The 26,637-nt window shown below is 39.9% G+C and carries 13 protein-coding genes; 1 reads left to right on the top strand and 12 read right to left on the bottom strand.

Going from position 1 to position 26,637, the window contains the following annotated elements; genetic code table 11:
* Nucleotides 1-5: 5 nt before the first annotated feature.
* The 5 genes from KO529_RS19945 to KO529_RS19925 all read right to left on the bottom strand — a co-directional run bounded on the left by KO529_RS19945 (nucleotide 6) and on the right by KO529_RS19925 (nucleotide 4,789).
* Entirely contained in the window at nucleotides 6-1,112 is a 1,107-nt protein-coding gene (locus KO529_RS19945) for a Gfo/Idh/MocA family protein (RefSeq protein WP_215949610.1), read from the bottom strand.
* An 81-nt stretch (nucleotides 1,113-1,193) separates the two neighbouring features.
* Complete coding sequence (locus tag KO529_RS19940; protein WP_215949609.1) at nucleotides 1,194-1,490, bottom strand: putative quinol monooxygenase; 297 nt, start codon at nucleotides 1,488-1,490, stop codon at nucleotides 1,194-1,196.
* A 157-nt stretch (nucleotides 1,491-1,647) separates the two neighbouring features.
* A complete protein-coding gene (locus tag KO529_RS19935; protein WP_215949608.1) occupies nucleotides 1,648-3,096 on the bottom strand; it encodes a sulfatase family protein in 1,449 nt (482 codons plus the stop codon).
* A gap of 138 nt (nucleotides 3,097-3,234) precedes the next feature.
* Entirely contained in the window at nucleotides 3,235-4,425 is a 1,191-nt protein-coding gene (locus KO529_RS19930; protein ID WP_215949607.1) for a serine hydrolase domain-containing protein, read from the bottom strand.
* Complete coding sequence (locus tag KO529_RS19925) at nucleotides 4,418-4,789, bottom strand: VOC family protein (protein WP_215949606.1); 372 nt, start codon at nucleotides 4,787-4,789, stop codon at nucleotides 4,418-4,420. The genes KO529_RS19930 and KO529_RS19925 overlap by 8 nt, the downstream gene beginning before the upstream one ends.
* A gap of 454 nt (nucleotides 4,790-5,243) precedes the next feature.
* On the opposite strand from KO529_RS19925, the gene KO529_RS19920 reads away from it, so the two are divergent.
* Nucleotides 5,244-7,151: an AraC family transcriptional regulator gene (locus KO529_RS19920; RefSeq protein ID WP_215949605.1), complete on the top strand. Its 1,908-nt coding sequence runs from the start codon at nucleotides 5,244-5,246 to the stop codon at nucleotides 7,149-7,151.
* Nucleotides 7,152-7,465: 314 nt separating this feature from the next.
* Here KO529_RS19920 and KO529_RS19915 read toward each other — a convergent pair whose 3' ends face one another.
* The 7 genes from KO529_RS19915 to KO529_RS19885 form a co-directional block, all read right to left on the bottom strand.
* Nucleotides 7,466-9,007, bottom strand: a complete 1,542-nt coding sequence (locus tag KO529_RS19915) for a RagB/SusD family nutrient uptake outer membrane protein (protein ID WP_215949604.1) — start codon at nucleotides 9,005-9,007, stop codon at nucleotides 7,466-7,468.
* 25 nt (nucleotides 9,008-9,032) lie between these two features.
* Nucleotides 9,033-12,179 carry a SusC/RagA family TonB-linked outer membrane protein gene (locus tag KO529_RS19910; RefSeq protein WP_215949603.1) on the bottom strand — a complete coding sequence of 1,049 codons (3,147 nt, stop codon included), beginning with the start codon at nucleotides 12,177-12,179 and terminating at the stop codon, nucleotides 9,033-9,035.
* Nucleotides 12,180-12,574: 395 nt separating this feature from the next.
* The gene (locus KO529_RS19905; RefSeq protein WP_215949602.1) at nucleotides 12,575-18,205 is read right to left on the bottom strand and encodes a T9SS type A sorting domain-containing protein; all 5,631 of its coding nucleotides are present in this window, start codon (nucleotides 18,203-18,205) and stop codon (nucleotides 12,575-12,577) included.
* 4 nt (nucleotides 18,206-18,209) lie between these two features.
* Nucleotides 18,210-20,267, bottom strand: coding sequence for a fibronectin type III domain-containing protein (locus KO529_RS19900; RefSeq protein ID WP_215949601.1), 2,058 nt, complete (start codon nucleotides 20,265-20,267; stop codon nucleotides 18,210-18,212).
* A 32-nt stretch (nucleotides 20,268-20,299) separates the two neighbouring features.
* A complete protein-coding gene (locus KO529_RS19895; protein WP_215949600.1) occupies nucleotides 20,300-25,315 on the bottom strand; it encodes a hypothetical protein in 5,016 nt (1,671 codons plus the stop codon).
* Between the two features lie 148 nt (nucleotides 25,316-25,463).
* Nucleotides 25,464-26,060, bottom strand: coding sequence for an REP-associated tyrosine transposase (locus KO529_RS19890; RefSeq protein WP_215949599.1), 597 nt, complete (start codon nucleotides 26,058-26,060; stop codon nucleotides 25,464-25,466).
* A 154-nt stretch (nucleotides 26,061-26,214) separates the two neighbouring features.
* The gene (locus KO529_RS19885; protein ID WP_252734480.1) at nucleotides 26,215-26,553 is read right to left on the bottom strand and encodes a transposase; all 339 of its coding nucleotides are present in this window, start codon (nucleotides 26,551-26,553) and stop codon (nucleotides 26,215-26,217) included.
* Nucleotides 26,554-26,637: the final 84 nt, after the last annotated feature.

Here is a 26,637-nt window from a genome sequence, read left to right as displayed (position 1 = left end):
GACTACTAGTTTTTTAGCTGTATGGTACGCTGCGATTTTGAACTCTGAACGGCAGCCTCCAGGATTTCCATGGTGATCATATTGTTTTCCAAGGAATAGGGATCGTAAGATCCAAGGGTAGTTTCCCCCCTAATAACGGATGCGAACAGGGCGAAGGGCTCATCGTAGGGGGTATCCCTTTCCCCTAGCTTAAAAGCTTCCTCTTTATAGCCGCTATAGCCTTCCGAAATTCGGAGTCGGAGGTCATGTCTATTATCTGCATATATGGCTCCTTTTACTCCATAGATTTCCATGTCCTTACGGCCAATGGGCCAGTTCCAAGAAGGTTCCAAAATGGCCATGGCACTGTCATAGGTAAGTATTATGGTAGCATCATCGTCTACCTTGGGGTTATTTTCGGGCTGTAACTGTTGGGTCACGGCAGTAACCGAATTAGGTCTTTTGCCTTGTTGCAACCAGGTCATGAGGTTGGCCCCGTAGCATCCAAAGTCCATTATAGCACCACCCCCATTGAGTTTGGGATCGGTTAGGAAATTTAAAAATTCCGGGCTTACCCCAATTTTTTTGGGCCCTTTATGTCCATCTCGAACAATTACTTTTCTAAGATCGCCTATACTGCCTTCACGTAGTAGTTCATAGGCCTTTAGATTGGTGGGATACCAGGAGGTTTCGTAGTTGGTAAGCAAATGGATTTTGTGTTTTTTGGCCAGTGCCTCCATTTTTTTGGCATGTTCCAAGCTTACCGCCAAGGGTTTTTCAACCATAACGTGGATGCCTTTTGGGGCACAGGTCTCTACAATGGCCAAGTGATCGTAGATATTTCCAAAGCCTGCCACTGCATCAGGCTTTACGGCAGCAATCATCTCCTCCATGGTATTAAAGACTATTTCCATGGGAAAACCGTGCTTGTTGGATAGGCGCTGCGCCAGATCGCGATTGGTCTCCACAATGCCTACCATGATGATATCGTCTTTTGCCTCCCTGCTTAAGATCCACCCTACATGTCCATGGGTAAGCCCAACGACTCCCAATTTTATTGGCTTTTTCTGTGCGAAAGTGCTTGTAAGCGTCAACAAAATAACACAAAAGGATAGTGAAAAGGCGTTTTTCATGGTTATATATTTACTAAGAGACCACAGTAAATAGGCTTACCGTGGTCTTTGAAAGATACTACATTTTTAAATATAAAATGTTTAACTAACAGGGGATAATTGACCTATAACTACCTCTACTACGGCACCTTCGGTAGCCTTTTTGTGGGCTGCTATATGTGCACTGTTGTTATGTTTTTGCCAATGATCATAACTGGTCCAATTTTCATAGAAGAAAAAACGATCGGGGTTTTCATTGTCCTGGTGCAGATCGTAGTTTAGGCAGCCTTCCTCCTTTAGGGTAGGAGGTATAAGTTTTAATAGGGCTTCCTTTACAAATTCGCGCTTTTCGGTTTTTGCCAAAATACTGGCGGTGATGGTCAATTGTTTGTTGTTCATTTTTATTCTAAGTTTTATGCTTTAAATATATGGAACTTCTGGGGGTTGGGAAAAGCTATTATATATTCTTTGGCACTTATAGGTGGAATCATCAATAGGACTTTTAAGTATTTGCTTTCCGAATTTTTTGAGGAGTACCAAAGGTAAGGAACCTAGCCTAAAATGCCCCTTTTGCGTTGTTTTTTGTGGCATTTAAACTGTTACCTGGCATTTCTCCCCTTACATTATGAAACTCTGTTTTAATTAATCCTGCTTCTTTAAGATACCAGTCTTTGGTTAGGTTTTCGGGGATATTATCGCTAGTTTCCTTCATCCATTGGTTTAATACTTTTCTCATACTTTTCAGGGTTTCGGCGTACTCTGGTAATGAGGCTATATTTAGTAATTGAAGGGGATCCCGACTGTAATTATAGAGTTCTTCATGGGGCCTTGGCACCATAAACACATCGGCCTGTATGGCAGAAAGTTTTCCTTGGTCCCTCAACATTTCCAATTCCTTAAAGGACGGACTGCCCACGGCATCTGCTGGCCCGTTTTGTGGTTGCATGGGTCTCGAATTCAGGATGTACATATAATCTTTATTCCTGACCATACGTTCGTGGGCTTCATAATCGTGCCAATTGTGTTCGGCAAATATGTAGTTGCGAAATGTTTGGTCCGGATTTACTAAAAGTTTATGGAAGCTATGTCCCTGAAATTGATCTGGATAATTTATTCGCGCCAAGGTCAATAGCGTTGGAGCAATATCCACGGCACTTACCAGACTATTGCTGCTAAGACCTTTATTTTTTATTCCTTTCGGCCAATGCATTACAAATGGAGTTTTCATGCCTCGGTCATTAACCCTTGTTTTACTATGGGGGAAGGGTCGTCCATTATCCGACATAATAATTATTAGGGTATTGTCCAGCTCTTTTTGCGCTTTCAATTCCTTGACCACCTCTCCTATATAGAAGTCGAATCTTTTAATTTCATCATAGTATTTGGCCAAATCGGCTTTGGTTTCGTCTCCATTGGATAAATAGAATGGGGGTTCCAATTGGTTGGGTTGGTGCGTTCCCGAAAATTTATTGGGTCCCCATTCCCTATGCGCATCATAGGATGCGAACCACATAAAGAAGGGTTGTTTTTTTGGTCTTTTCTCTAGGGCGATTACCCAACTTTCTTCGCCCCCATCACCATTGTCTTTATGGCCCTCGTACATCATATCAAATCCACGTCTGGCATAAGGGCCCATATGGAATTTCCCGGCCAGGACAGAATAATAGTTATTGTTTCTCAATAATTCAGGAAAGGACAACATATCCAAGGGGGGTGTGGTATGTAATTCTGCAGCTCCGGTATTATGGGGGTATCTGCCCGTAATTATGGAATTTCTGCTGGGGCTGCATGAGCTTGCAGTTAAATAGAAATTATCAAATTTTAATCCGTTTTTCGCTAGTTGGTCTATATTCGGAGTTTTGACCTGTGTATTCCCGTAGCATCCTAAATCGTCCCAGCTAACATCATCGGCTATAAAAACTATGATATTCAATTTTTCATTTTGTGCATAGGCTGTACTGCCGATGGATAGAAATAAAAGAATTGGGATAAAAAAATGTTTCATATTTTTTGGGTCAACTTAAACATATTAATGGCAGGTATTCAATAAAGCTTTTTAAGGATGGGGACTTAAAAATATATAAAAACTATTGAGCAAGGAAAATTCTTTTTTGCCTCCGAGTTGGCTTATTTCCTTTATGCGCTATTGTTGTGCAATTAAATTGGATTTTTTAAGTGTTCCCATTAAGCGTTCGCCAAGGTTGTCTATATTCATATTGTTTTTGTGAAAGGCCGATAGATTGGAGAGAATAATTATCCCATTTTTGTTTGCGATATCAAGTACTATATTGGATCTATAGCCACCAGTTCCACCGCTGTGCATAAACCTTGTCCCGTGCTGGTTTCTAATAATTGCCCAGCCCAATCCCATGTCGGCTTTATTGGCTTGGAAGTTAAAGGTAGGTTCTCTGGTCAATGCCAATGCTTGGTTGGAATCATTGAATTGCGCTTGCGCAAATTTTGACAGGTCTGCTACAGAGGACAAAATTCCACCGGCCCCCATCAAGACATTCAAATCCCAGTTGGGAGTTTCTTTGCCATTTACATCCAGTCCATTGATGAGTTGGGCCTTAATAAGGTTTCTATTTGTTGTGGTATGGCCCATATTGTATTTACTACATATTTTGGTCTGGAGTAGGTTTTCATAGTAGGTACTATCTATTTCACTCAAAATAAAACCCAACAGTCCTACGCCCAGGTTGGAATATTCCGATTTCTCCCCTGGATTTTGGTTGAGTTGTAGCTCTTGGGTCAAATAGTGTTTCAACTTATTCTCATCATAATCTTTATATGGGTTCTGCAGGTCCATGGAATCCGGGAGTAGGTTGGTGGGCAGTCTTGGAAGCCCTGAGGTATGATTGGACAGCTGTTTAAAGGTTATTTCTACACCATCTTTTAAAGGCCATTCCAAATAATCGTTGATATTATCATCCAGATTAAGCTGATTGTTCACCACCAAATCCGCCAATAAGGTAGCCGTAAATACTTTGGAGATAGAGCCAATTTCAAAAACATTGTCATGGTTAATAACAGTGAAAATGGTATCGTTCTCACGCTTTACACCATAAAATTTAGTAATCCCGTCCTTTATGATGGCAAAGGAAAGCTGGGTATTGTTTGGAAAATCTTTGGTCTCCGCAAAAATATATTTGGACTGTAGTTCCGTGATGTGTTGGGCATAATCTTTTTGACCGTTAAAAGCGACTTTTTCATCTGTACACCCACTAAAGGTATATAGGAAAAGAATTAAAATAAAATACTTTTTCTTCTGTTGGGTATTCGTTAGGATTGAAATAAGGAACATTTCCAACGGCCCAATTTTCAGATTAAACATGTTGATCTATTAGTATTTGGTTGCCATCTGGATCGCTAAGCATAATACTTGCAGGTCCGGTTGATTTTTCATCAGCTTCTTGTTCCAACTTTAGGTTATTGCTTTTTAAATGCGTTTGAATTTTTCTCACATCATCAAAGGTTTTCAGGGTGTTGGCATTCTCGTCCCAACCCGGATTAAAGGTAAGGATGTTCTTAGGGAACATGCCTTGGAACAACCCAACGAGTGCGTTGCCATTTTTCATGATGAGATAATTCATTTTTAGGTCGCCCGCGAACACGGTAAATCCCAGTTTCTGGTAAAATTCTTTGGATGTGTTTAGATCCTTGACGGCTAGACTAATTGAAAAGGCTCCTAGTTTCATAATTATTTTTTTAAGGTGTTAATACCATACAACAATTTGTTTAAGATGTGATTGGGGGAATGTGGCAGGAAAGTACCGACTATACTAAGATAGGGATTTTCAGGGATTGGAGCTAAAATCTATTTTAGGCATTCTTGATAAATGGAAGGGGTAAATAAACAATCAGCAGACTTTCTCGCATCAAGAATTCATGATTCCTTTATATTTGAAACGGGGTTTTTATGCAAACCTTTGCATAATTAATACAATCCTATCTTTATATTTACATTATATTTAAATATCTATTCTTATATTTATCAATACTATATTGCCCTTTTGATCAGGGGCCCTAGTCTATTTTACCCTTTAAATGTTCAACTTAGAAGTTGGCGAACTTTTAAAAAACAAAATTGACAATCAGGGTCTTTTAAAATCAAAATCCCCAAAATGCAATGAGTATTAAAAAAAATAAACCATGAATAACTTAACCAAAACCACATTACTGAGTATTCTATTTTTATTATTTAATCCTTTAAGCGCAAAAGAAACTCCAGTAGATTCCGTAGACTCTTATTTAAATGCCGTACATAGCCTAGTAAAAAGCAAGGATAGTTTCAAGGAGGATTTTTTGGATATTGAATTCTTGCTCCACAAAAATAAGCATGCCCAGGGCAAGGAAAAAGTACTGACCTTATTGAATCTATACACGGCCTATATCTATAAATCTGGCGAAATTGCCAATGGTTATAACGATCAGGCCATGGCGCTTTCGGAGAAATTGGCGTTTAAGGAAGGAGTACTTAAGGCAAACTACAACAGGGCTTATTTTTTGTTTGTCCTAGGTGATTTCGAGGAGTCCATGAAAATGGTCCTCGAAATCCAAAAAGTAGTTGGGGCTAAGACCTATCCAGAGATTTACGCCGATATTTCAACTTTAAAGTCGTACATCTATTCAGAACGAGGAGAATATGACAGGGCTCTGGAAGCGGGCCTAAGACTATTGGATAGTGCAGAAAAAAGTAAAAACGACTATCTTTTGATGAAGGCCAATTCAGCCTTATCCCATTATTACCTCCGGATTGAGAACTATTCTAAATCCCTTAGTTATTGCTTAAAAGGTCTTCACTACATCCTTAAACTTAAAAAAACGCAATACATCTACCCAAAAATAGATGAAATAGCCCGAATGACGGCAAAATTAAACGACCCTAAGGGAGCCTTGAAAATCTATGCCTTTTTTCTCGAAATTGAAAAAAAACTCCCCCCTGCCGGCAGTTATATATTGGCATCCGTACACAGCAATATGGCCAATATTTATATATCTATTGGGGAACACGAAAAGGCGTTGACCCACATTTCAAAAGCATTGGAAATTAATTTTGAGAATAATTATCTTTTTAGGATACCACGGGCGCTTACCATACAGGCCGAATTATATTTGCAGATCAAGGACACTGCCCAGGCGATATCCAATTATGAAAAAAGCATTGAAGCTGCTGAAAACATTGATGCTTTTGATGTTGTAAAACGTAATAGTTATGTTTTGGGCCAACTGTATGATAAAACCAATCAACCTTCCAAGTCCGACGATTATAAATCCCTATATAAAGCCATAAACGATTCATTATTTACCAATGAAAAGGAACAAAAGATCATTATTCTCGAGACCAAAAGAAAAATAAAGGAGGTCTTGCAGAATAAAAAAATTCTGGAATTGGAAAACAAGGCACAGAAGGCAAAGTTCCGGGCCATTATCATCGTACTCATTTTACTATTTATTATTAGTACGATTTCCATTTATTCCTATCTGAAAGTAAGGAAGAAAAATAGACTACTGTTACTAAGAACAATCGATCTGGCAGAAATACAACTAAGAATGAGCGAAAAAATCAGTGGATTTCAACATATGGAGACCCAATGGTCCGTTGAAAGAAAAACTACAGATATCCCTAAAACACAACCTAGAATAGATAAGGATATTAAGAATATTATATTGACCAAATTGGAGAAACTGGAAAACGAAAACTTTTTCTTGGACCCAAATTGTAATTTACATCAACTTTCCGAACAACTAAAAACTAATCCGAAATACCTTTCCCAAGTAATAAACCAGGAAAAGAAATCCAATTTCAATAACTATATCAACGAATTAAGAATAAACTACTTACTTCCCAAGTTACTCAAGGATATAGAGTTTAGAAACAGCAAATTAAGTTACATTTCCTTTTCACTTGGGTATAACAATTTAAACACTTTTAATGCCGCTTTTAAAAAACGATTGGGTATTCTTCCGTCCAACTTTATCAATGAACTAAATAACGCCTTTGAAATTAAAAGCAAATCTCCGGCGCTACCTTCCTATAAACTAAAAAAGATTGGGTAGTACGCCCTATTTTCCAATTTAATTGTACTGCTTGACTTCATTACCGGCAATGATTTTATCCATACTTTTCACTTGGACTAGCTAGCAATAGTTCTTTTTAATATTGGCCCCAACCAGGCAAAACGATCTTGACTTAGAATAAAATCCGAGTTTAAGGCCAAGGACACCTCATTACAATTGGCTTTTAACTTAAGCAAAACAAAAAGGCAGTATCCGATTGAGGATACTGCCTTTTAAAATTACAAAACTAATTAACTCAAACAAAAATCTTAATCCATATAACCCTACGGATTAATATTTCTTTAGGTGCCTTATTAATTGTACCCCGGGTTTTGTGGTGTTAAATTTGGATTATTGATCATTTCCTGCTCTGGAAGAGGAAACAACAAATGCTTCTCTTGCAGCGACTGATCCGAACTAAGGTTCACATGCCCTACAAAATCATCAAAATTCCCTGTTTCACTGTTCAATACTTTTCTAAGGCGTACCATATCAAACCATGTAATTTGCTCGTAGCATAGCTCGTGCCATCTCTCCTTCCAAACAGCCTCTCTTAAAGATGCCTGGGTAAATGCACCAAGAAGCGGAGTGGTCAGCTGCGCACGATCCCTTATCCTTGTCAAGGCATCAACTGCATCTTGATTTGGACCTGTCGCCTCATTGGAGGCTTCGGCATAAATCAACAATACCTCGGCAAAGCGGATTATTGGCATGTTCAGGTTGTCCTTTGCAGTACCAGGAACGCCAAAGGTTCCGTTGGCAATAACATTGAAGTGTTTAAAAATATAGGGAGCACCTAAATCAAAAAGTTCACCACTACCATTGGTATAGTAACTACTGTAAAACCAACCTTCACGGTCTACAGCCCTAAGATCACCGGCCTCATAAGAGTTATAAAACTCAATTTCCGGTACGGTACTTCCTGTTCCGGATGGTCCTCTATAGGTTACTGGTTGGAAATTAGGGAACATATTGCCCATAGGGTTTCCTGCCACTTCATCATTGTATTGTAGGCTAAAGACATGTTCTACCATATTGCCCAAAGTTTCATCATGAACTTCACCATAGGTATCAAAAAGATCCAATGGTCCTGCATTGTCTATAACCTCCTTGGCCTTGCTTGCGGCATCGGCATAGCGTGCCGTTTCATTAAGAGGATTCCCGGCCATAGTAAGATATACCTTGGCCAACAAGGATTTTACAGCAGACTGTGAAACCCTACCACTCTCATCTGTCCAAGACAGGCCTGCACCTTCAGCGGCCAACAGATCGGCTACAATTTGATCGTAAACCGCTTTTTGAGGACTACGGGTAGGATTAAAATCTTCTGAAGAAGCGCTCTGTGGCAAGGTAATCAAGGGAACATCGCCCCAAAGTCTAACAGCGTAAAAATAACCCCAAGCCCTAAAAAACCGAGCTTCCCCTAATACTTTGTTCTTCTGTGCCTCATCCATATCAATACCAGGCACATTTTCAAGTACCAAATTGGTATTGGCTATAAGTTTGTACACTCCTCGCCACCAGTTCCTGATATGTAATGTATTTGCATCGTAGGACAAGGAATACAAGTTGTTCAAATCTGAATTCTGGGCCGTTTGCGTGGTAGAGGTACCTGTAACCGCTTCCAATAATTGCCAGTTAGACGAGAAGATCCCCGCACCATCACCCACAAACCTAGCATCCGCATAAACGGCTGCAATAGCGGATTCCGCATGTTTGGCTGTGGTGTAAAAACTGTCCGGAGTTAGATTTGATGGATCGGATTCATCCAAAAAATCGGAACAACCCACTGTTGTAAGCAACATTAGCAAACAGAGGTAAAACTTTCCAATGTGTTTTGTTATATCAAATTTCATAATATCTTATTTTAAATTTTATTAATTACAGACCCACTTGTAGACCAATTACGAATGTTGTCGATTTTGGATATTCATGCCACTTCATTCCTTGAGAGAAGACATTGTTACCTTCACCACCACGAATAGGGGTTACCTCGGGATCTCCAAGTAGTTCATCATCTACCAACAAAAAGAAATTTTGAGCAGAAGCATACAATCTCAATTTATTCAAATGCATACGTTCAACCAAGTCTTGATCAAAAGTAAATCCTAACATTACGTTTCTACCACGTACAAAGGAACCATCCTTTACCCAATGTGAATCCACGTTGGTTACATAACCAGCACGTGTATCCCTAACCTGGGCAATCATGGTGTCTTGATTATCAGGGGTCCAGGCATCCAATACTGTGGTATAACTATTGGCAAGAGCCTGTCTGTCCTCACTGGAGTGAAGGTTCATATCCATTACGTCATTACCCCAAGAATATTGTAGTTCCAAGGTGAAATCCAAGTTTTTATAGGAGACATAGTTGGTAAGTGTTCCCCATGCCGTTGGATAACCGTTTCCAATAATGGACCTATCCTCATCATTAATAATATAATCCCCATTAAAATCCTTATATTTTATATCTCCTGGTAAAATGGTAAGTCCGTTTCTGTAACTTACAAATTTAGCGGCTTCAGCAGCCTCGTCCGTACCCCAAGTTCCCAAGCGGGTAAGGCCCCAGAAGGCACCTACTGGCTCACCAACTCTAATAATACTCGTTTCGTTCGTAATTCCAGGTCCACCTACACCAAAAATATCAGAAGGTGTGGCCAAGGAAAGTACTTTGTTCCTGTTCATAGAAATATTGAAGGAAGTATTCCAGGTCACGTCTGCGGTCATAATGTTTTTTGTAGATAGCCCAAATTCAAAACCTTTGTTCTCCATGGACCCAACATTTCTTCTAATGGTAGCATAACCACTAGATTGTGGAACAGGTGCATCCAAAAGCATATCGGTAGTTTTCCTATAGTAATAATCAGCTTCCAAGCTAATTCTATTGTCAAATAAACCTAATTCTACTCCAACATCGTACTGGGCAGTCTTTTCCCATTTCAAATCCGGATTCGCCAAACGATTCAAACCTGTACCACCAACACGGCTATCATTCCATATGGCAGCGTAATTGGAACTTAAAAGCGATAAGGAAGAATAAGGAGGTATTTCGGAGTTACCTGTAACCCCATAACTAGTCCTAAGTTTTAGGTTGGAAATTAGAGCATTGTCTACAAGAAAATCCTCGTCCGAAATCCTCCAGGCAACTGCAGCTGAGGGGAAGAAGGAAAACTTATTATTGTCACCAAATTTCGAGGAGCCATCGGCCCTACCTGTAACTGTAAATAGATACTTACCATAAAGGTTATAATTCAATCTTCCGAAATAGGAGTTTAGTGCTTCCCTGTCCGCAAAGGATTGTACCGCTATATTATCCGATCCTGCACCCAAGTTATTATATTTAAAAAAGTCGGTCGGGAAGTTTCTGGAATCTGCGTTGACAAAGAATTGATTGGACTGTTGCCAAGATACCCCCAATAAGGCGGTCAATGAATTGTTTTCATTGATTTCCTTATTATAGGTCAAGTAGTTTTCAATAGACCAGAATGTTTGTTTTTCATTGCTAGCCTGAGCTCTGGCAACTGCATTATTATCCAGCACACTGTTTCGGAATTCATTGTTCTCCTGGGTAAGGATATTGGCACCGATAACTGTCCTCATTTCCAATTCTTTGGTTAAATTGAGATTGGTATAAAAACTTCCGGCCGTAGTTTGAGTATTTAAAATATACTCATTATTTTCAAGCCAGTTCACCGAATTTCGGGTACCTTCCGCATAGGGATAATCCCTGTTATTGGCATATAGACCTTCCAATGGTCCTCCTGTATGTAAAGGACCAGGGTAAAAAGGGTAATCCTCTACCATTCTACGTGGCACTTGATCATTGGTATCCGCCAAATTCTCCGTTTGGTTATTGTAACTTAAGGAACCGCCTATCTTTAACCATGTCTTAATCTGGTCATCAATTGAAAAACGTCCTGAATAACGCTTTAAATAGGTATTCTTAAGAAGACCCTGATCATCCCTAATACCAAGAGAAATGGCATATGTTGTTCTTTCATTACCCCCTGAAAAACCAACCTGATGGTTTTGTGATAATTTATGTTGCACCACTTCTTTGGACCAATCGGTATCGTAGATGGCCTTACCATCGCTATCAAACAAATAAGCCACATTGGGATTGGCCCTTTTTAGCCTTGGCTCATATTGGGCATAATTCCCAGCTGCCCAACCAGCAGGGTCAAATTTCTGTGTGTTCTCCCAAGAAAGCTGCTCTATCATAGCATACTGTTCGGAATTTAAAACCTTGGCCCTATTGGGACCAAATTGGTTTACGCTATACTCCACATCGTAAGTAACCCTTCCCTGTCCGGCGCGACCTCTTTTGGTGGTTACCAGAATAACACCGTTGGCACCACGAGCCCCGTAGATAGCTGTGGATGAAGCATCTTTCAACACTTCAATAGATACTACATCGTTAGGGTTTAAATAATCAATAGCCGAACTAAAGTTAGCTTGATTCCCTTGAGGCAACTGAACCCCATCTATAACATATAACGGGTTGTTGGAAGAGTTTATAGAACTAAAACCCCTAACCCTAATGTTGGATTTACCACCTGGGCGACCCGAGTTGGTGTTCACCTGCACCCCAGCAATCTTACCCGATAAGGCCTGATTTAAAGATGTGGCCGGACGTTCTTGTAGCTGATCGGCATCTACTTGCCCTACAGCACCGGTAAGATCCGATTTCCGCTGGCTACCGTAACCGATCAATACTACCTCTTCCAGTTCGCTGGCATCCTCCTCCATAACTGCGTTAATTGTAGACTTGCCTCCCACAGGTATTTCCATGGTTTTGAAACCTATATAACTGAATACCAAAGTGGCATTACTACTCACATTGTCCAAAGAGTAGTTACCGTCAAAATCTGTTTGGGTTCCATTGGTCGTACCTTTAACCAATACGTTCGCCCCAGGCAAGGGTCCGGATCCATCCGAAACACTTCCTGTCACCGTTTGTGCCCCCGCCAGTCCGAAACATAAAAATGCTCCCGCCAACAATAGGCATTTAGCTAGTGTAATCTTCATAAATAATTTATTTTAGTTAGTTAATTGTTTTTAAATGCATGCCCAGCCTAGTTAAACGTCTAGAACATACATTCGTTAAATATATCTTAACAAAAATGGAATGTTGCGGATAAGAAAAAAAACAACTCTAAAATTCATGAATTTTAGAGTTGTTTCCTACATTTATTAGGACATTCCTAATAACTGCCTTAGTTTCTTGGGCCTTTTCAAGCCATTACAACAATTGGTTGTATTGGCTTGAAATTCTAAATTCAACTTCTATTAAACAGGGCTATAATATATCCGACAATATGATTTTCCCAATTGAAACAACCATATAGGGATATTCAACTATATTTAAAACATGTAAACCTTGACAAGAAAAGTCGATCCTTATCTTTCGTCTTTTAAATATTTTATTTCAAGATTACTTTCCGTAACGAATTGCCATAGGGAGTTTCGAGCAGAACCGCATATACGCCAGATGGCAGACCGGAGATATCGAAGGGAATAGTGTAAGACAATTCCCCTCTTTCTTTTTTAGAGGCCATAAGGGCGTTGTTGGCAAAGTTGAAGATTTTAATGCTGATATCTCCCCGTTCGGAGAGGGTCACATTTGCAACGAACTCTCCGCTAGTGGGATTGGGATAAATGATAAAATCTTCAATAAGTTCTCTGGGGTCCTCTTCGCCCTCACCCGAAGTAAAAGCTTCATTTTCCATTACCAGAACTTTTTTGGTCTGTTGTGCGAAACATTCACCAATTTGGGTTATGATTCCAATTTCGTATTCACCAGGTGCGTTGAAAACCATTTCGGCTTCGTCCGAATCTTGCTTTAGAATAGTTGCACCTTCAGGCAATATCCATTCCTGCGTTTCCGGAAGTGGATAGCTAATATCCACTGCAATAAGTGACTCCCCAACAAAAACTTGACTGGAAACTGCGAATTCGGCATTTATTTCATCATCTGTAACGATAACAAAAATAGTGCCTGTTGCCATACAGCCATTTTGGTTGGTAACTACTACAGAATAATTGCCACTTTCATTAATTGTAACGCTTGGCTCGGAACTGGAAAATCCATTGTCTGAAGTCCAATTGTAAGTGGCATTCGCATTGTTTGCAGTTGCATTCAGTGCTATTTCCTGTCCTGCACAAAGGGTCCTGTCCTCGCCCAAATTGACTTCTAATGGAATTGGTTCTTCTATTACATACGTTCTGGTTAAAGTGCCATTGCCAAAACCATTGATGTTTACGGTATAATTTCCTGGAGCCAAATTTGTTATACTGTTCGTTGAGGCTCCAGTATCCCAACTGTACGTGAATGTTCCGTTACCTTGATTTACAATTACTTCTATGCTGCCATCATTTTCGCTAGAACAGCTAGGCTGTGTGATTATTTCCTCCACAATGTCAGGTTGGGATATATCATATATTGTTGTTAGGCTACAGCCGTTGTTATCAGAAATGGAAACTTGGTAGGAGTCTGCGGTTAGATTTGTGATTTCCTGTGTATTTCCTATTTCCATATTATCCGAAAGTCTAATCCAATTTATAGCGTATGGTGCGGCTCCACCTTCTATTTGAAGTGAGATATTACCGTCATTAGCCATGTATTGCGATACATTGCTTGTTGTAGCATCGACAATGCGAACCGGGTCGGGAGCTGGATTAATGGCAAAAGAGGTTTCTTCAAAACAACCATTATCATCAAATACCTCCAAAGTATATTCCCCTGGTTCCAAATCGATTAAATTTTGGGTTTTGGATCCATTGCTCCAGAAAAAGCTATATGGGCTGGTACCTCCAGATACGGAGACTTCAATAGCGCCTGTTGCCTCACCATTACATAGCACACCGGTTAATTCGACTACCGTTATTTCCAATACCTCGGGCTGAGTTATGCTTATTGGTACGGCCTCTGCCGAAATTGTGTTTGCATCCGTGACCCTAACAAAATATTGTCCCGCGGAGAGATTGCCAATAATTTCTGTATCCTCTCCCAAGATAGAATTACTGTTTGTTACCTCAAACCATTCGTAGGTATAAGGGGGGACTCCACCTTGAACGGTGGCCATAATTTCACCGAAATCGTCTCCGTTACATTCCAGCATTACAGTTTGAACTAGGTCCACCAGTAGAGTTCCAGGTTCCGCAATAGTTATAGGACTGGATACCAATAGACAGCCGAGGTCGTTATTAAGGGCATAATTATCGTCGGTAATGGTCAGTATGTAATCTCCAGGTGCCAAGTCAATAATATCTTCATTAGTTGATGTGAATCCATCCGGTCCTGTCCAACTATAGCTTAGGTTTCCAGTCCCTCCGGATGCCGTTATACTAATTGCTCCATCTGAGACATTTGCCGCTGAAAGTGGTTGCTGTAGGTCGATAACGAAACTTAGTTCTTGGGGTTCATTGATAATTACTGGATCAGGAGATATAAAATCACAATTATTACTATCCCTTACATAGGCCGTAATGCTAGCTTGGGCCAGTCCATTAAAGAAAGCGGAGTTCTGATAATTAATGCCATCCAAGGAATAAGTATAGGCTCCTGTTCCACCAAAGGCCTCTATTTGAACACTGCCATCGGTACCACCAAAACAACTTACATCTGTAGTGAATATATTGGTTATATTGAGTGGTGCTGTGGGTTGATTGATCGCAATTGGGGATGATGAAGTCGTTGTATTGTCATCGGTGACGGTCAACATATAACTCCCGGCACTAATGCCCGTAATGTCAGGGCCATCTGTACCGTTGCTTACTAAAATTGGACTTCCATCAGCAAAAGTCCATTCATAAACGATAGTCCCCTCTCCAGTTACCATTGTGGTAATGCTGCCGGTGGCTTCGCCAAAGCAGTTTACATCTGTTGTGGTAATGTTGTTTATGGACAAGGGACCTGGTTCTGGTACGAAAAAGGTTTGGGCGAAATAACAACCGTCTATACCACCTTGATTCCCTGGAGAGGTGATTTCCACTGTATAATTACCTGTTACTAATACATCAATATCCTTAGTGGTTCTAGGGATGTTAATTCCAGGTCCGGTCCAACTGTAGGCATAAGGTTCTGTTCCTCCTGACACCTCAAGGGTAATACTGCCATCTGAACCTCCTGTAGATGTAACGATTGAAATGCTTTCAGTTACTGAAATTTGTAATGGTTCAATAATTTCTACTGTGGTAGTGAATTCACATAAGTTATTATCACGAACAGTAACTACATAAGTTCTTGGGCCTAAATCATTAAATGTATCACCTACTTGAAATCCGAAGCCATCATCGATGGCATATTCATAAGGAGCGGTGCCTCCCAGAGCGTTAATCTGTATACTCCCGTCATTACCACCATAACAAGAAGCCGCCGTAGGTACTACTATTGCATCCAAGGTCTCTAGGGGCTCTGTTACGGTAACAGTGTCAGTTACTTCCGGGTCCCCTGAGGCATCTGTTAGCCTTAGGATATAAATGCCTTTGGTCAAATTAGCAATAGTTGGGGTATTTGGTGATATTATGGGTTGGCCATCCTGTCGTTCCCATATGTAATTGAAAGGTGCTACACCAGTCACCGCTGCGGTTATACCGCCTGTTGCTTCCCCCTTACAAAGAACGGACGTTGCGGTAAGGCTTGTAATCCCTAATGGCCCCGGCTGGTCTATTACAATAGGAAGGTTACTATGAGGTGAACAGCCATTGACATCGGTAATTTGAGCTATGTATTCACCAGCTTCCAAATTAACAAGATTGGTACTTATAGATCCGGTTGGAGGTGTAAAAGGCTGACCGTCCCTGGTCCAAGTAATTGTATATGGATCGGCGGGTTCGGAAAATGGTGTTCCTCCAACTATGGTAAGTGTTATGCTGCCCTGGTTACCTCCATTTGTAGTAACGTTTTCAGAAGTCGACGTGACGTTTAGTTCATCTGGTTCAGTTACCAATACACCCATTATAGGGTCGGCCTCACAATTATTTTGGTTTCTAAGATAAACATCATAGAATCCGCCACTGGTTATAGGAATTATGCCGTTATTGAGGGGTTTCCATGTATCGAAAAAGTCCAATTTGTATTCGTAGCTTAAGCCACCAGAGGCAGTTATTGTGATATTGCCATCTGCAGCTCCAAAACAGCTAATATTATTTTGGGTCGCAGAATTTATTATAACCTCTTCAGGGGTATTTAAAGTTATTGTGCTACTGTCGTAACCTGATGGATCATTAAAATCGGTAAAACCATTGGAGCCTACTTTTAAAATGTATTCCCCAGGTTCTGATAAGTTGTTTAGGGAAATCGTTTGATTTCCTGTAGTTTGAATGGGGGACATTACCCCGTTAATTGTCCATTGGTAGTTATAATTAAGCACCCCTCCAGAAATAGTTAGGGTTATACTCCCATTATTTCCATTTGGACATAATATTTGATTCACTTGCTGATCAACTATCTGCGGGGGAGGAATGGTGGTAACTAAAATATTTTCAGAAGTTAGATTGCAACCGTTACTGTCTGTTATAGTTATCTTATAGATGCCAATTCCTAATTCTTGAAAATCAACTGTTTGGTTTAGACTATTATGAATTAATTTTGGGTTTGTAATAGTTTCAAATTCGAGAGTAGTTTCATTTTCCTTGGCCAATTCAAAAGTATAATTGGGTGTTCCCCCGTTATAGTTTATACCTATTACACCATTCATATTGGAACTTGATGATGTGATTCCTGGTGAAGGGTTGGAGAAGGTTAGTTCAGGAGGTGCAGAAATAATAATTTCTTCAGATAGTAGACTTATACAACCAGTAGGACTGCGCGCTAGAAAGGTGTAATTACCAGGTTCTAGATTAGAAAATGTGGGATTCGAATTCCAGCTCTCATCATCCCCTTGAATACCATATTCTAATGATGTATTTTCATTGGGAGCGAAACCGCCGCCCTGCCCGATTAATGTTACTGACCCTTTTTCTCCAGCACAACTGGGCTGGATGATATTATCTATAGATACTTTTACCTCGGAGGGTCTTTTGATTTCAAAAGGTTCAGTAAGTCCTCCACTTTTTATAATTACCTCCGCTCCATCACCAGCATCAAAAAATTCTTGATAAACAATTTTATAATTACCAGCTCCTAGCCCCACAGGTAAAGTCCCAGTAAAATAGTCTGTTCCGTCATTGACCATAATTAATTGGTCTAATACTTCCTGCTCTGAAGTTTGAGGTGGGTTTTCTTTTTCAGGATCAAAGTTTAGGTTTGCGGTAGCATCATAAACAAAATAGCGCATTTTAAATTCATTAACCACATCTACATTATCGTCAAAAGTTAAAACTACACTACCATCATTACTCTTAAAACAGGTCTCATTTTTAATTGTTGTACGATCTGGGACAAGGTTTGGGGAACAGCCCACAATATTGTATGTAATATAATTTGTGAAATCATTGTCAATTTTTGCTTTAAAATATATATTGCCGATATACCCTTCTGGCAAAATATTTCTTAGATCTATGTGTTCCAAATTGGTTCCCATTGTTTGTATGTTCAATGGTATAGGTGTGTTTGTAGGATTAAGAGAATAAAACCAATCATAAACCAGGCCGTGGCAGTCGTTATCGACTTGAACTATGGCGGTATCATTAGGGCATAACGATGTAACTGGGGTGTTCAACAACTCCGATGGAACAAATAGATCTATATCAAGATATTGGCCAACATTTCCAACGCAATTACCTGCCGGAGGTATTATTAAGTCATCTGATTGTTTATAGCCAGTATAAGGACCTTCTAAAATTTGACAATCAAATACATGCGTTACTCGATAAGGTCTGACATTAAATGTATTTATATAACTAGTCCGGATTCTATTGGCCCCAGAATTGATTTGATCAAGTATATTACCGTTTACATCATAGATAGTTGTAGAATGAAAAAATTCTGAATAATATGCACCACCTGTACAACTGGAAGTCCCATTCCAGGTAACATGGAGTCCATATGCTTGAGAATACGTAGATTCTAGAAATAAAAAAATGGAAATTAACGTCAAGAAAATTCTCATACCCCTAATACTTTAAATTAATCTTCTTTATGAAAGTAGTCCGATTACCAGGTAGGACCATTTGCAACCCATAAGTATAATTTGAATTTATCTCCAAATCCACATCGTTATACTCTTTGGAAGTTCCATTCAAGGTCTTGTATAGCCTTAGCCCCTTGTCTTCTTTCCCTTTAAATAAACGGTACTCCAAAACATGAAAATCCTTGACTTTCCATGTTAGGTTAATAAATCTCAATTCTCGATTTACGGTTCCAGAAAATTTTATATCTTCATCTTTAACTGCCTTTCCGGTCCAAATAACCGAAATTGGTTTGGCAGGGATACTTTCCAATCCAACCGAATCTCTGGCTACCACGGTATAACTGAAAACATTCGGACCTTGCAATGTAGAATCATGAAAAGTGGAATCTTGTAATGACTTGGATTCAAATAATTTCTCCCATTGGATATTCTGTTCCCCTCCAGTTTTTCGATATACAATATGTGAGCTAACATCCGGACTGCCACTGGGAATCCAATAAATCCTAATCCCGTCCGTAGTTACTTCATAATTGTCCAGAATAGGGGAAGATGGCGGAATAATATCCGGTTTGTCTATGACCAATACTTCGGAAAATTTTGAACGATTAAAACGTTGGTCCTCCGCCAATATCTTATAGTATGTTTTTTTATTTAAATTGGCTATTGATACTGTATCCGTATAGTTTTCGTGTTTAAAAGTAGTCTGTGTAACTTCACTGAATTCCGTCTGTGGATTATATGACCGGTAGATTCGATATCCCCCCAAATCTTCTTCCAGATTTTTTGACCAAGATAATTTAACAACTCCAGTAGTATCTATAGTTCCTTTAAGTCCAATTGGGGTGGTGGGGGGCAGGGAATCAACTGGTTGGACAAGGGAGGAATAGGATTCACTTTCCACCTTATTTTTGCCCATGGCAACGATGGTAAAATAATTTACCCTGTCCAAACCTTCATAGGTTATTTCCCTTGCCGTTATTGGAATATTATCAAGTACTGTTGAAAAGGGACCTTTGTTGTTGTTTGCCTTGCGCAGTTGAAACTTATCAATTAATCTGTTCCCTTCCTCCTTAAATTCCCATCGGAGAATTACCTTATTATCCGTAGGCAGTTCTTTTTGATATATTCGGGGAACAAAACCCAATGTTTCTTCCGCCTTACCATGAACTGTGTCAGAACTTGGTCCAGTTTCCCCAAAAGCAGTTTTACCTATAACGCGATAATAGAAATTAGCGTTATTGGGTATTGAATCCATATAGAACATGGATATTTCGGAGCCTTCCTTGGGTTGTTGGGCATTGAATATAGGGATCCCGTTTAAGGGCTCAAAAGAAATATTGTCTCGAGATCTTTCAATTTGGTAATTGGAATATACATGTTGCAACAAATTGAAGTTCCAACTCAATGTAACTTTTTTATCAGTAAAGACACCAGCTAAGCCTATAGGTTTCGGAAGGGCTTCGTGCATATCTGGGCTAGCATATACCGTTCCATTGTTAATGGTAATATTACTTTGTTGTGGAAATGCTACCGATACAGAATAAACATATTTTTCGCCAGCAATAACCGAAGGGTCCTCTATGGCCCAGCCCGCTAATTTGGAAGCCTCATAGTTTTGTTCTGCAGCTACCAAGGCAATAGTAAAACGCTGTTCCAATTCATCGTTTATAGCATAGACAGCACCCATCTGATTTCCAGGAGGACTAACTTCAAAGGTGTCACCATATAAAGCCTGGGCCAATATAGCTACATTCTGATCTTGTAAGGCCAGTGCTTCCCATTCTTCCAAAGGTTTTGGTCTTAGTGGTTGTGTAACCAATTGTTTCCTTTCTATGGGTACCACAGCCTCGCCGTTCCTTGAAATGGTTGCTCTTTCTATCCAAAAACCTAATTCATTGGCATTCTTCCATGCCAAGGGCTGGTCCACTGCCCATCGCAATATTACTTTGTTGGGCAAGGAGCGAGCTATAACCTTGACCGAAGCGGTATCTTGAGCCCAGAGGCTTGAGGTTAATAAGAGTAATATAACGAGTCCTTTCACTGTATATTAGTTTTTTTTCAATGAGTTGTGAGCTAGTCGTTCACATATTTTATTTCATATCCTTTTTGATAAATATCGCCTGGTGTTCGGTAAATCAGCTGTGCCTTAAAACTACCTAGGGGCAAGGGAGGAAAGGAGCTTTCAATTAAATATTTGTACCTTTCATACTGAGAAATATTGCCATCACTTCCATAATATCTATTTAGGATTTTATCTCTTAAATAGACCATATCCACTTTGTACTGATACGGTAAATTATATACAAAGGGAATTCTGTTTTTTACCCATGATGAATTAGGATTGTTCTCCAGATTAGCCAAATATTCATTGCCTATATAAAAGGAACGGACAGGTGGTAATCCAAGTAGAGCTTCGTCCCGATTAACTCGAATGTTTCCGTCAAGGGGGTAATTTTCGTATAGAAGAGGGTATATTTTCTTTTTATAATAGGAATCGTCCAATATTGCTTGGGGGTATACCAAGGGTTTGGAATTGGTATATTTTCCTCCCAAGACTTCTAATTTTTCCAGATATTCATAGTCGGCCACTTTAACGGATAAGGAATGGACATCTGCAAAGATGTAGTTTAAGAGGTTATTGGTAACGGTTAATTCCTTCACTTTGTCCTTAAAGCTAGGATGCTTGCTAGTTTTGAAGCCATAATCCAAAATGGATTTGGGTGTTCCGTTGGAAATGGTAATATTGGTAGCTTTTTTGTTGGAAACTACGGCACTACCGGAGACGTTTCTCGTATCCTGGTTTCCAGTGGAAGGGTCAAACCAATTTGTATCCCCGCTTTCTTGATCGGCAAGGGTTTCTGTGTTTTCTACAATTATTTTAGTCTTAATATCCGACCCTGGAGGGAAAGCCAGTAAATTTAATTTGTAATTGGAATTTAGGGACATGCCTTCAGGTACTTCATAAAATACAGTGGCTTTTGATCTGTCGTAAGTCAAATTTGTTCGGCTGCCTTGCTTATTAGTCGTAGAAACAAACTCTGCCCTTGTTTCAAATCCGCTGTCGAAGAGATAATTCTGGGGAGTTTTCATTTTAACATATCCCTTGTCATATTCTTCCGGATAAAAACTTTGTTGATCTATGACGGGATACATATAGGCTATATTTTCCAATGGAATATAATCTGGGGCACGATCTGTTTTAAAAGTGATTTCTTTTTTTTCTATTACTGGTTTGCCATTTTCAACTATTGTTTGATAGCTACCCCCGATTTTCTCATCAAAGCTAACATCGACCACCACCTTGACTTCCTTTTCTGAGGGTAGGGTCTCATTTGGTTTAAAAGTAACTGCATCATTGGTATCGTTCCATTCCAACTCTCCTTTCAATTGTTCCCCTTCGGAAGTGACGGTAAAATTTTTCAATTGTAATTTGAAAGTACGGACCCCATCATCCAACTCAACCTTAAAATCTGAATTGGCGGCATAATTGAAAACGGCTTGAGGGGCGGTAAAAACCGAAATATCGTCACTATTATCCTTGGGTGTCACATCCGATATCATGGGAACACCAACTGCATTATTAATATTTTCCAACTCACATTCCTCACCCACTTCAACTTTTAATCGCATTCGACCTGAAACGAGTCCCCCTAAAATTTTGTAATACATACCTACATAGCCTTGAAAATAAGCCGGATTGGGGAATTGACCCCGTAACATTGCGGCAACACCTGCCTCGGCGATAGGGAATTTACCTTTAATAAAGGCTAGATCTACCTTCACTCCAAATTCTCCATATAGATAGGCATAAACTTGCCCCATAGAGTACCAACCATTGTTTCCTATGGGGCCTGGACGACCTACACATTTTGCATTCGGGTAGTAAGCGTGCATCACGTCAAAGCCAGCTCCTAGCTCTACAAAGGCGTAGAAAATTAAATAATCAAAATTATAGCCATATCCAAAATTGAGTCCAAAGGCAAAACCTTTGCCCAATTGTAGCTGGTTTTCTTGACGGTTGCTGTTGAGCATATCATCCCCTAAAATTTTGACGACCATAGGATGGGGATCCAATTGCGACGGAAGTTGTGTGCCGGTCATAAAATAGCCCCCTATCCGAAGTTGTACTCCTACCTGAAACAAAAGTTCTATTCTTTTTTGAGGAGTACCAATATAGATGTACCAATCCTCAGGACCTGTGTGCATTTTTGCATATCCTGCAAGGTTGTTTTCCCCACCGCCTTTAACACCTTCCAAATCCAGATATAGTTCAAACTCACCGTCAAAGGTCTGGTTTACAAAATCCTTTTCTATACCCACATAAACCCCGACTTTCCCTGAAGCGGCAACATCGTGGACGGGAATCGATTCTTTGGCAAGTCCCATAAAGTTGCCATATTTGGACAGTTGATCTGCTATTCCTTTATTGTCCTCTACAAAATCGTTTACCTTTTCAAATGTTTTATTTAACGCACCAAAATCCGAGCTGTCAAGGCCGCCACTGGTCTTGTCTCCCATAAAGGCGCCCTCTCCGGTAAAGCCAATTCTATTTAATCCACCGTGACTGTTGAATGCCATATCCAAATAAGCCTTTCCACTAAATGTATCCGAATTTTGAGTGCTTATATCTACTCCGGCACGGACGCTTAAACCATAATCCAAATTGGGACGGTATACGGCTGAGGAGGGCGAAAAACCATCCTCATTACCTCGAATCTTTTTCATACGATAGGATATACCTCCTACCATAGAATTTATCATAAATTTTGTACTACTTTTTTCGTCGTTTTTGGCCCAAACGTCTACGTTCCAATATCTAAAATCTTTCACGCCAAAAATGGCTTTACCCTCGACTTTTAAGTTGACACTTTTGATGGTTGCCGTAACATTACCTCGAAATCCATCACCATACCAACTGTGGTCTTCCATTATTTCCAAGCCACCTTTTAAGGTAATTCCGCTTTTTTCATAATCAATATCAATTCCATTTACCTTAACCCTTTCAAATTGCCATTTCTGTATTTTAGCACCGTCCTCCAATTTTCCCATTACCTGCATACTAGTAGTGGCATGGGATCCTTCACCGTCCAAATTTATTTTTAGGTCGAAGGAAAGTCCAACTTGATTGCTGGGTGTAACCAATTCCAACTTTTCCACGGAAGCCGGGAAATTCATCAGCTTCATTTCACCCTCAAATCCAAAGCTTTTGGCACTGATGGGTTTTTTGCCCGGTTCTGTTTCCAACTTTAATCCCTCGAAAACAATTCCCGGAAAATTAAATCCTTTACCACTATTTGTGGCCGTTTCTGCGGAGGGTGACTCCTCCCCTTCTTTCTGACCAATTTCGCCAACTATGGACAGTTGTCCAGAGAGATTGGCGGAAGGATATACATTGCCGTCTTTTATATCTATGGCTACACTGGAATTTTTCTCCAATTGCATTTCACCTAGAAAAACGGGAGTTTTATAATTGCTATTTAAGCCAACTGCTAGACCGTAGCCGTCTTGTTGTATATATCCAGTATAGTCCATTGGTTTCTCAAAAATAGGCACGGCAATATCTCCGGCTATGGATCCGCCGGTCAGGGAATTTCTCGAGAGTGAAAGACTAACATCTGCAATAGTAAAGGCCCATTGGCCGGCAGAACCTTCCCCAGTTTTCAAAACATTTTCGGCAAAAAAGGAACCAGATACGCCTTGGCTATCCAGAATGAGGTTCTCTGCCCCAAATTCTACCCTTTTGGTGGATGTTTTGGTATTTTCAATTCCCTTGGGTAACATAATACTTAGTTCTTTGGCATAGAACCCGCGCCAAAGGTTTCGTTCCCCATGTACCAACACCTCGTTGTAATCTTTTGGGAACTTTATCCCAGACGCATTTCGACTGTCACTTAAATCCAATACGGCGCTTTTAATATTGAATCCCCAACCTTTTAATCCTCTAACTTCAAATTGGGGGAGTGACACATCTACCAATAGGTCGTTCCACCCATTGGCTTTAACGCTAAAGGATGCGCCTACATAGCACTTGTTGTTTACAACATCAGAATCCTTAAGGTATTTATTGTCCGTGCTCTCACCACATACATAATTTCCGCCACTGGTAATGGGAAGAAGAATGTTTCTGGAAATCCGTAGGTCGGCTTCCAAACCAATAGACTTTAACCCGGCACAGTCGAACTCCACGAACGATTGATCCCCAAAGTCACCATTTTTTAAGTCTACACCCCCTTTGAGGGTTAGTAACCAGTTGTCACCATTCAAAGGAATGGCCTGATCCCCTAACAAGACTAATTTCATATCTCCCAAAAGCGCGCCGTCATGGGAAAGTTTTATGCCTTCGCCGCCAAAATAGATTTCTCTACTAGGTTCCCCATTGGGTCCTTTAACGGGAATGATCATTTTTGCCCAGGCCTTGAATTCTGCATATTGTGGTGTAAATTTTACTTGGGTAATGGCCAGTTCTACGCGGTTACCGGATGTTGAGTCTTTTTTGCTTAGTCCAACCGGGAGCTCCAATAATTCCTTTCTTGTTATAATGTCGACAAAATTGCCCAATTCCTTAACCGCCTCAAAAGCTCTTATGGCCTGGGCCACAAGGGTGTCTGCTTTGGGATTTCTGGAAAAATTAGTGGAAATATAATCTGGCGTAAACTCAGGTTTTAGGTTGGCAAAGGAAACATTGAAATTTTCTTTTTGTGCTAGTTTTTCGTCAAGAGAGGGAAAGGAGCGGAAGGTTTTTTCTTCTTCTGTATTTGCTATTGAGCTATTGTATCTTCGGCTACGCTCTGGCACCGTTGGTATAGGGAAAACAGATCTTATACCAGCATTACCCATTCTTGCCATGGTTATCTGCTGTAAATGGACCAAATGATTTGGGTCTGCTTTCTTAAGTTTGGTGGTGTCTTTAGTTTTTGGAAGTAGGGAGTCTTTTGAGATAATATCTATGGTTTTTGAAAGCCACACCCCGGCTACGACACCCCTACTTCGACTGGGCTCAGAACCGATCTCAAGAGAGGAGTTGGTTGGTTCAGCCCAAAGCATGGTGGAGCAGAGGAATAGGATGATGTGTATGTAGTTTTTTTTCATAATTCTTGATTATGATTGGTTGTTTTAACTCGGCTAACTTTATAATACTTCCTAATACTTTACATTTTTTTAACCTAACTGCTCCGCAAAGTCTCCCGACTTTGAGGAAGAATGTTTAAGGTTTATGACTATATTGAATTTTCGAAATCTATTCATATTTTAAAAATGGTGATGTTCGTAGAACATCTATAACAGGATTTGTGGCTAGCTCAATATTCTCCAAAATTCCTTTGCCATCGATATAGTTTGTGGCACTGGAATAAAGGTATTCTGATGCTTTTTTCACTATGCCTGCCCGTACTGGGTTAAGATGTATATAATCCAATTTTGACCACAGAAACTTCTCTGTATATATTTCCTCCGCATGATGGCCATAGCGCCAAAATTGATAGTTCTTGTTCCTGGCATGAGTTTTGGTCGCATTCTTGAAACGTTCAAGCATCCATTCTTTTCTACTTTCCGGCTCCTCCATAATTTTTTCAAGTATAGTTCTGGCAGTAAATTTTTTAAAGTCCCGAATCAGGTCCGATAGTTTTCCATTTTTTGATTGCACAATCAGATGGACGTGGTTACTCATGATTACGTATCCATATAGTAACATATGCTTGTTATTGATACAATAGTCAAGAGAATTAATGACTACATCCCTATACTCCTTTCGAGTAAAGGCATCAATCCAATCTACCACTGTGGTAGTTATAAAATGTGCCTTATCTTGATCTCGAATGATGTAGCCTTCTTTCATTTGGTTTTTTTCTTTATACAGTCTTGATTAATTCGCTCTCCTTGTTATTTTATTATCTTCTGCCATTTCTTAATAATTCGTAGTGCTCAAAGTCGGGAGACTTTGCGCAGCTGGTTGCGCCAAAAGTGTAGTATTATATGTAGGGTTTAGAAAATCATTTTATACTTATTCCATTAATAGTTTTTTTTCGTAAATGCTTCACATAGCTAGGGTTTTCTTCGCTTGCCTTAATTATTTTTCTTGCGGTAAAACCTTTGAAATCCCTTAAAAGTCCAGTAGGATTATCATTCGCAGATCTAAAAATTAAATGAACATGACTCGGCATAAAACAAAAGGTAAAGACTTCAATCCCATTTTTTGTTCTGCAATGTTCCATCGCCTCCTGCAATATTGCAAAATATGCTTGCCTTGTAAATACATCGACCCAATACACGGTCGCGAAGCTTACGAAGTAGGCTGCGGTTGGGTTTTGAAATTTGTATTTTCTGCTCATTATTTTTTATTGACTACTATTTTTTTCTGCTATTGAACCGTTCTGCTCACTGTTAACGGCACGAGCCTGCCTAGCCGTCAGGCA

Origin of the sequence: Arenibacter algicola (genome assembly GCF_018860365.1) — a bacterium.
Lineage (GTDB): Bacteria > Bacteroidota > Bacteroidia > Flavobacteriales > Flavobacteriaceae > Arenibacter > Arenibacter algicola_B.
The sequence above is the reverse complement of the archived record's forward strand: the minus strand, read 5'-3'. Positions and strand labels throughout refer to the sequence as shown.

Coding starts and splice junctions, on each gene's coding strand:
- KO529_RS19945 (WP_215949610.1), bottom strand. CDS start 1,112: ATGAAAAACGCCTTTTCACTATCCTTTTGTGTTATTTTGTTGACGCTT.
- KO529_RS19940 (WP_215949609.1), bottom strand. CDS start 1,490: ATGAACAACAAACAATTGACCATCACCGCCAGTATTTTGGCAAAAACC.
- KO529_RS19935 (WP_215949608.1), bottom strand. CDS start 3,096: ATGAAACATTTTTTTATCCCAATTCTTTTATTTCTATCCATCGGCAGT.
- KO529_RS19930 (WP_215949607.1), bottom strand. CDS start 4,425: ATGTTTAATCTGAAAATTGGGCCGTTGGAAATGTTCCTTATTTCAATC.
- KO529_RS19925 (WP_215949606.1), bottom strand. CDS start 4,789: ATGAAACTAGGAGCCTTTTCAATTAGTCTAGCCGTCAAGGATCTAAAC.
- KO529_RS19920 (WP_215949605.1), top strand. CDS start 5,244: ATGAATAACTTAACCAAAACCACATTACTGAGTATTCTATTTTTATTA.
- KO529_RS19915 (WP_215949604.1), bottom strand. CDS start 9,007: ATGAAATTTGATATAACAAAACACATTGGAAAGTTTTACCTCTGTTTG.
- KO529_RS19910 (WP_215949603.1), bottom strand. CDS start 12,179: ATGAAGATTACACTAGCTAAATGCCTATTGTTGGCGGGAGCATTTTTA.
- KO529_RS19905 (WP_215949602.1), bottom strand. CDS start 18,205: ATGAGAATTTTCTTGACGTTAATTTCCATTTTTTTATTTCTAGAATCT.
- KO529_RS19895 (WP_215949600.1), bottom strand. CDS start 25,315: ATGAAAAAAAACTACATACACATCATCCTATTCCTCTGCTCCACCATG.
- KO529_RS19890 (WP_215949599.1), bottom strand. CDS start 26,060: ATGAAAGAAGGCTACATCATTCGAGATCAAGATAAGGCACATTTTATA.
- KO529_RS19885 (WP_252734480.1), bottom strand. CDS start 26,553: ATGAGCAGAAAATACAAATTTCAAAACCCAACCGCAGCCTACTTCGTA.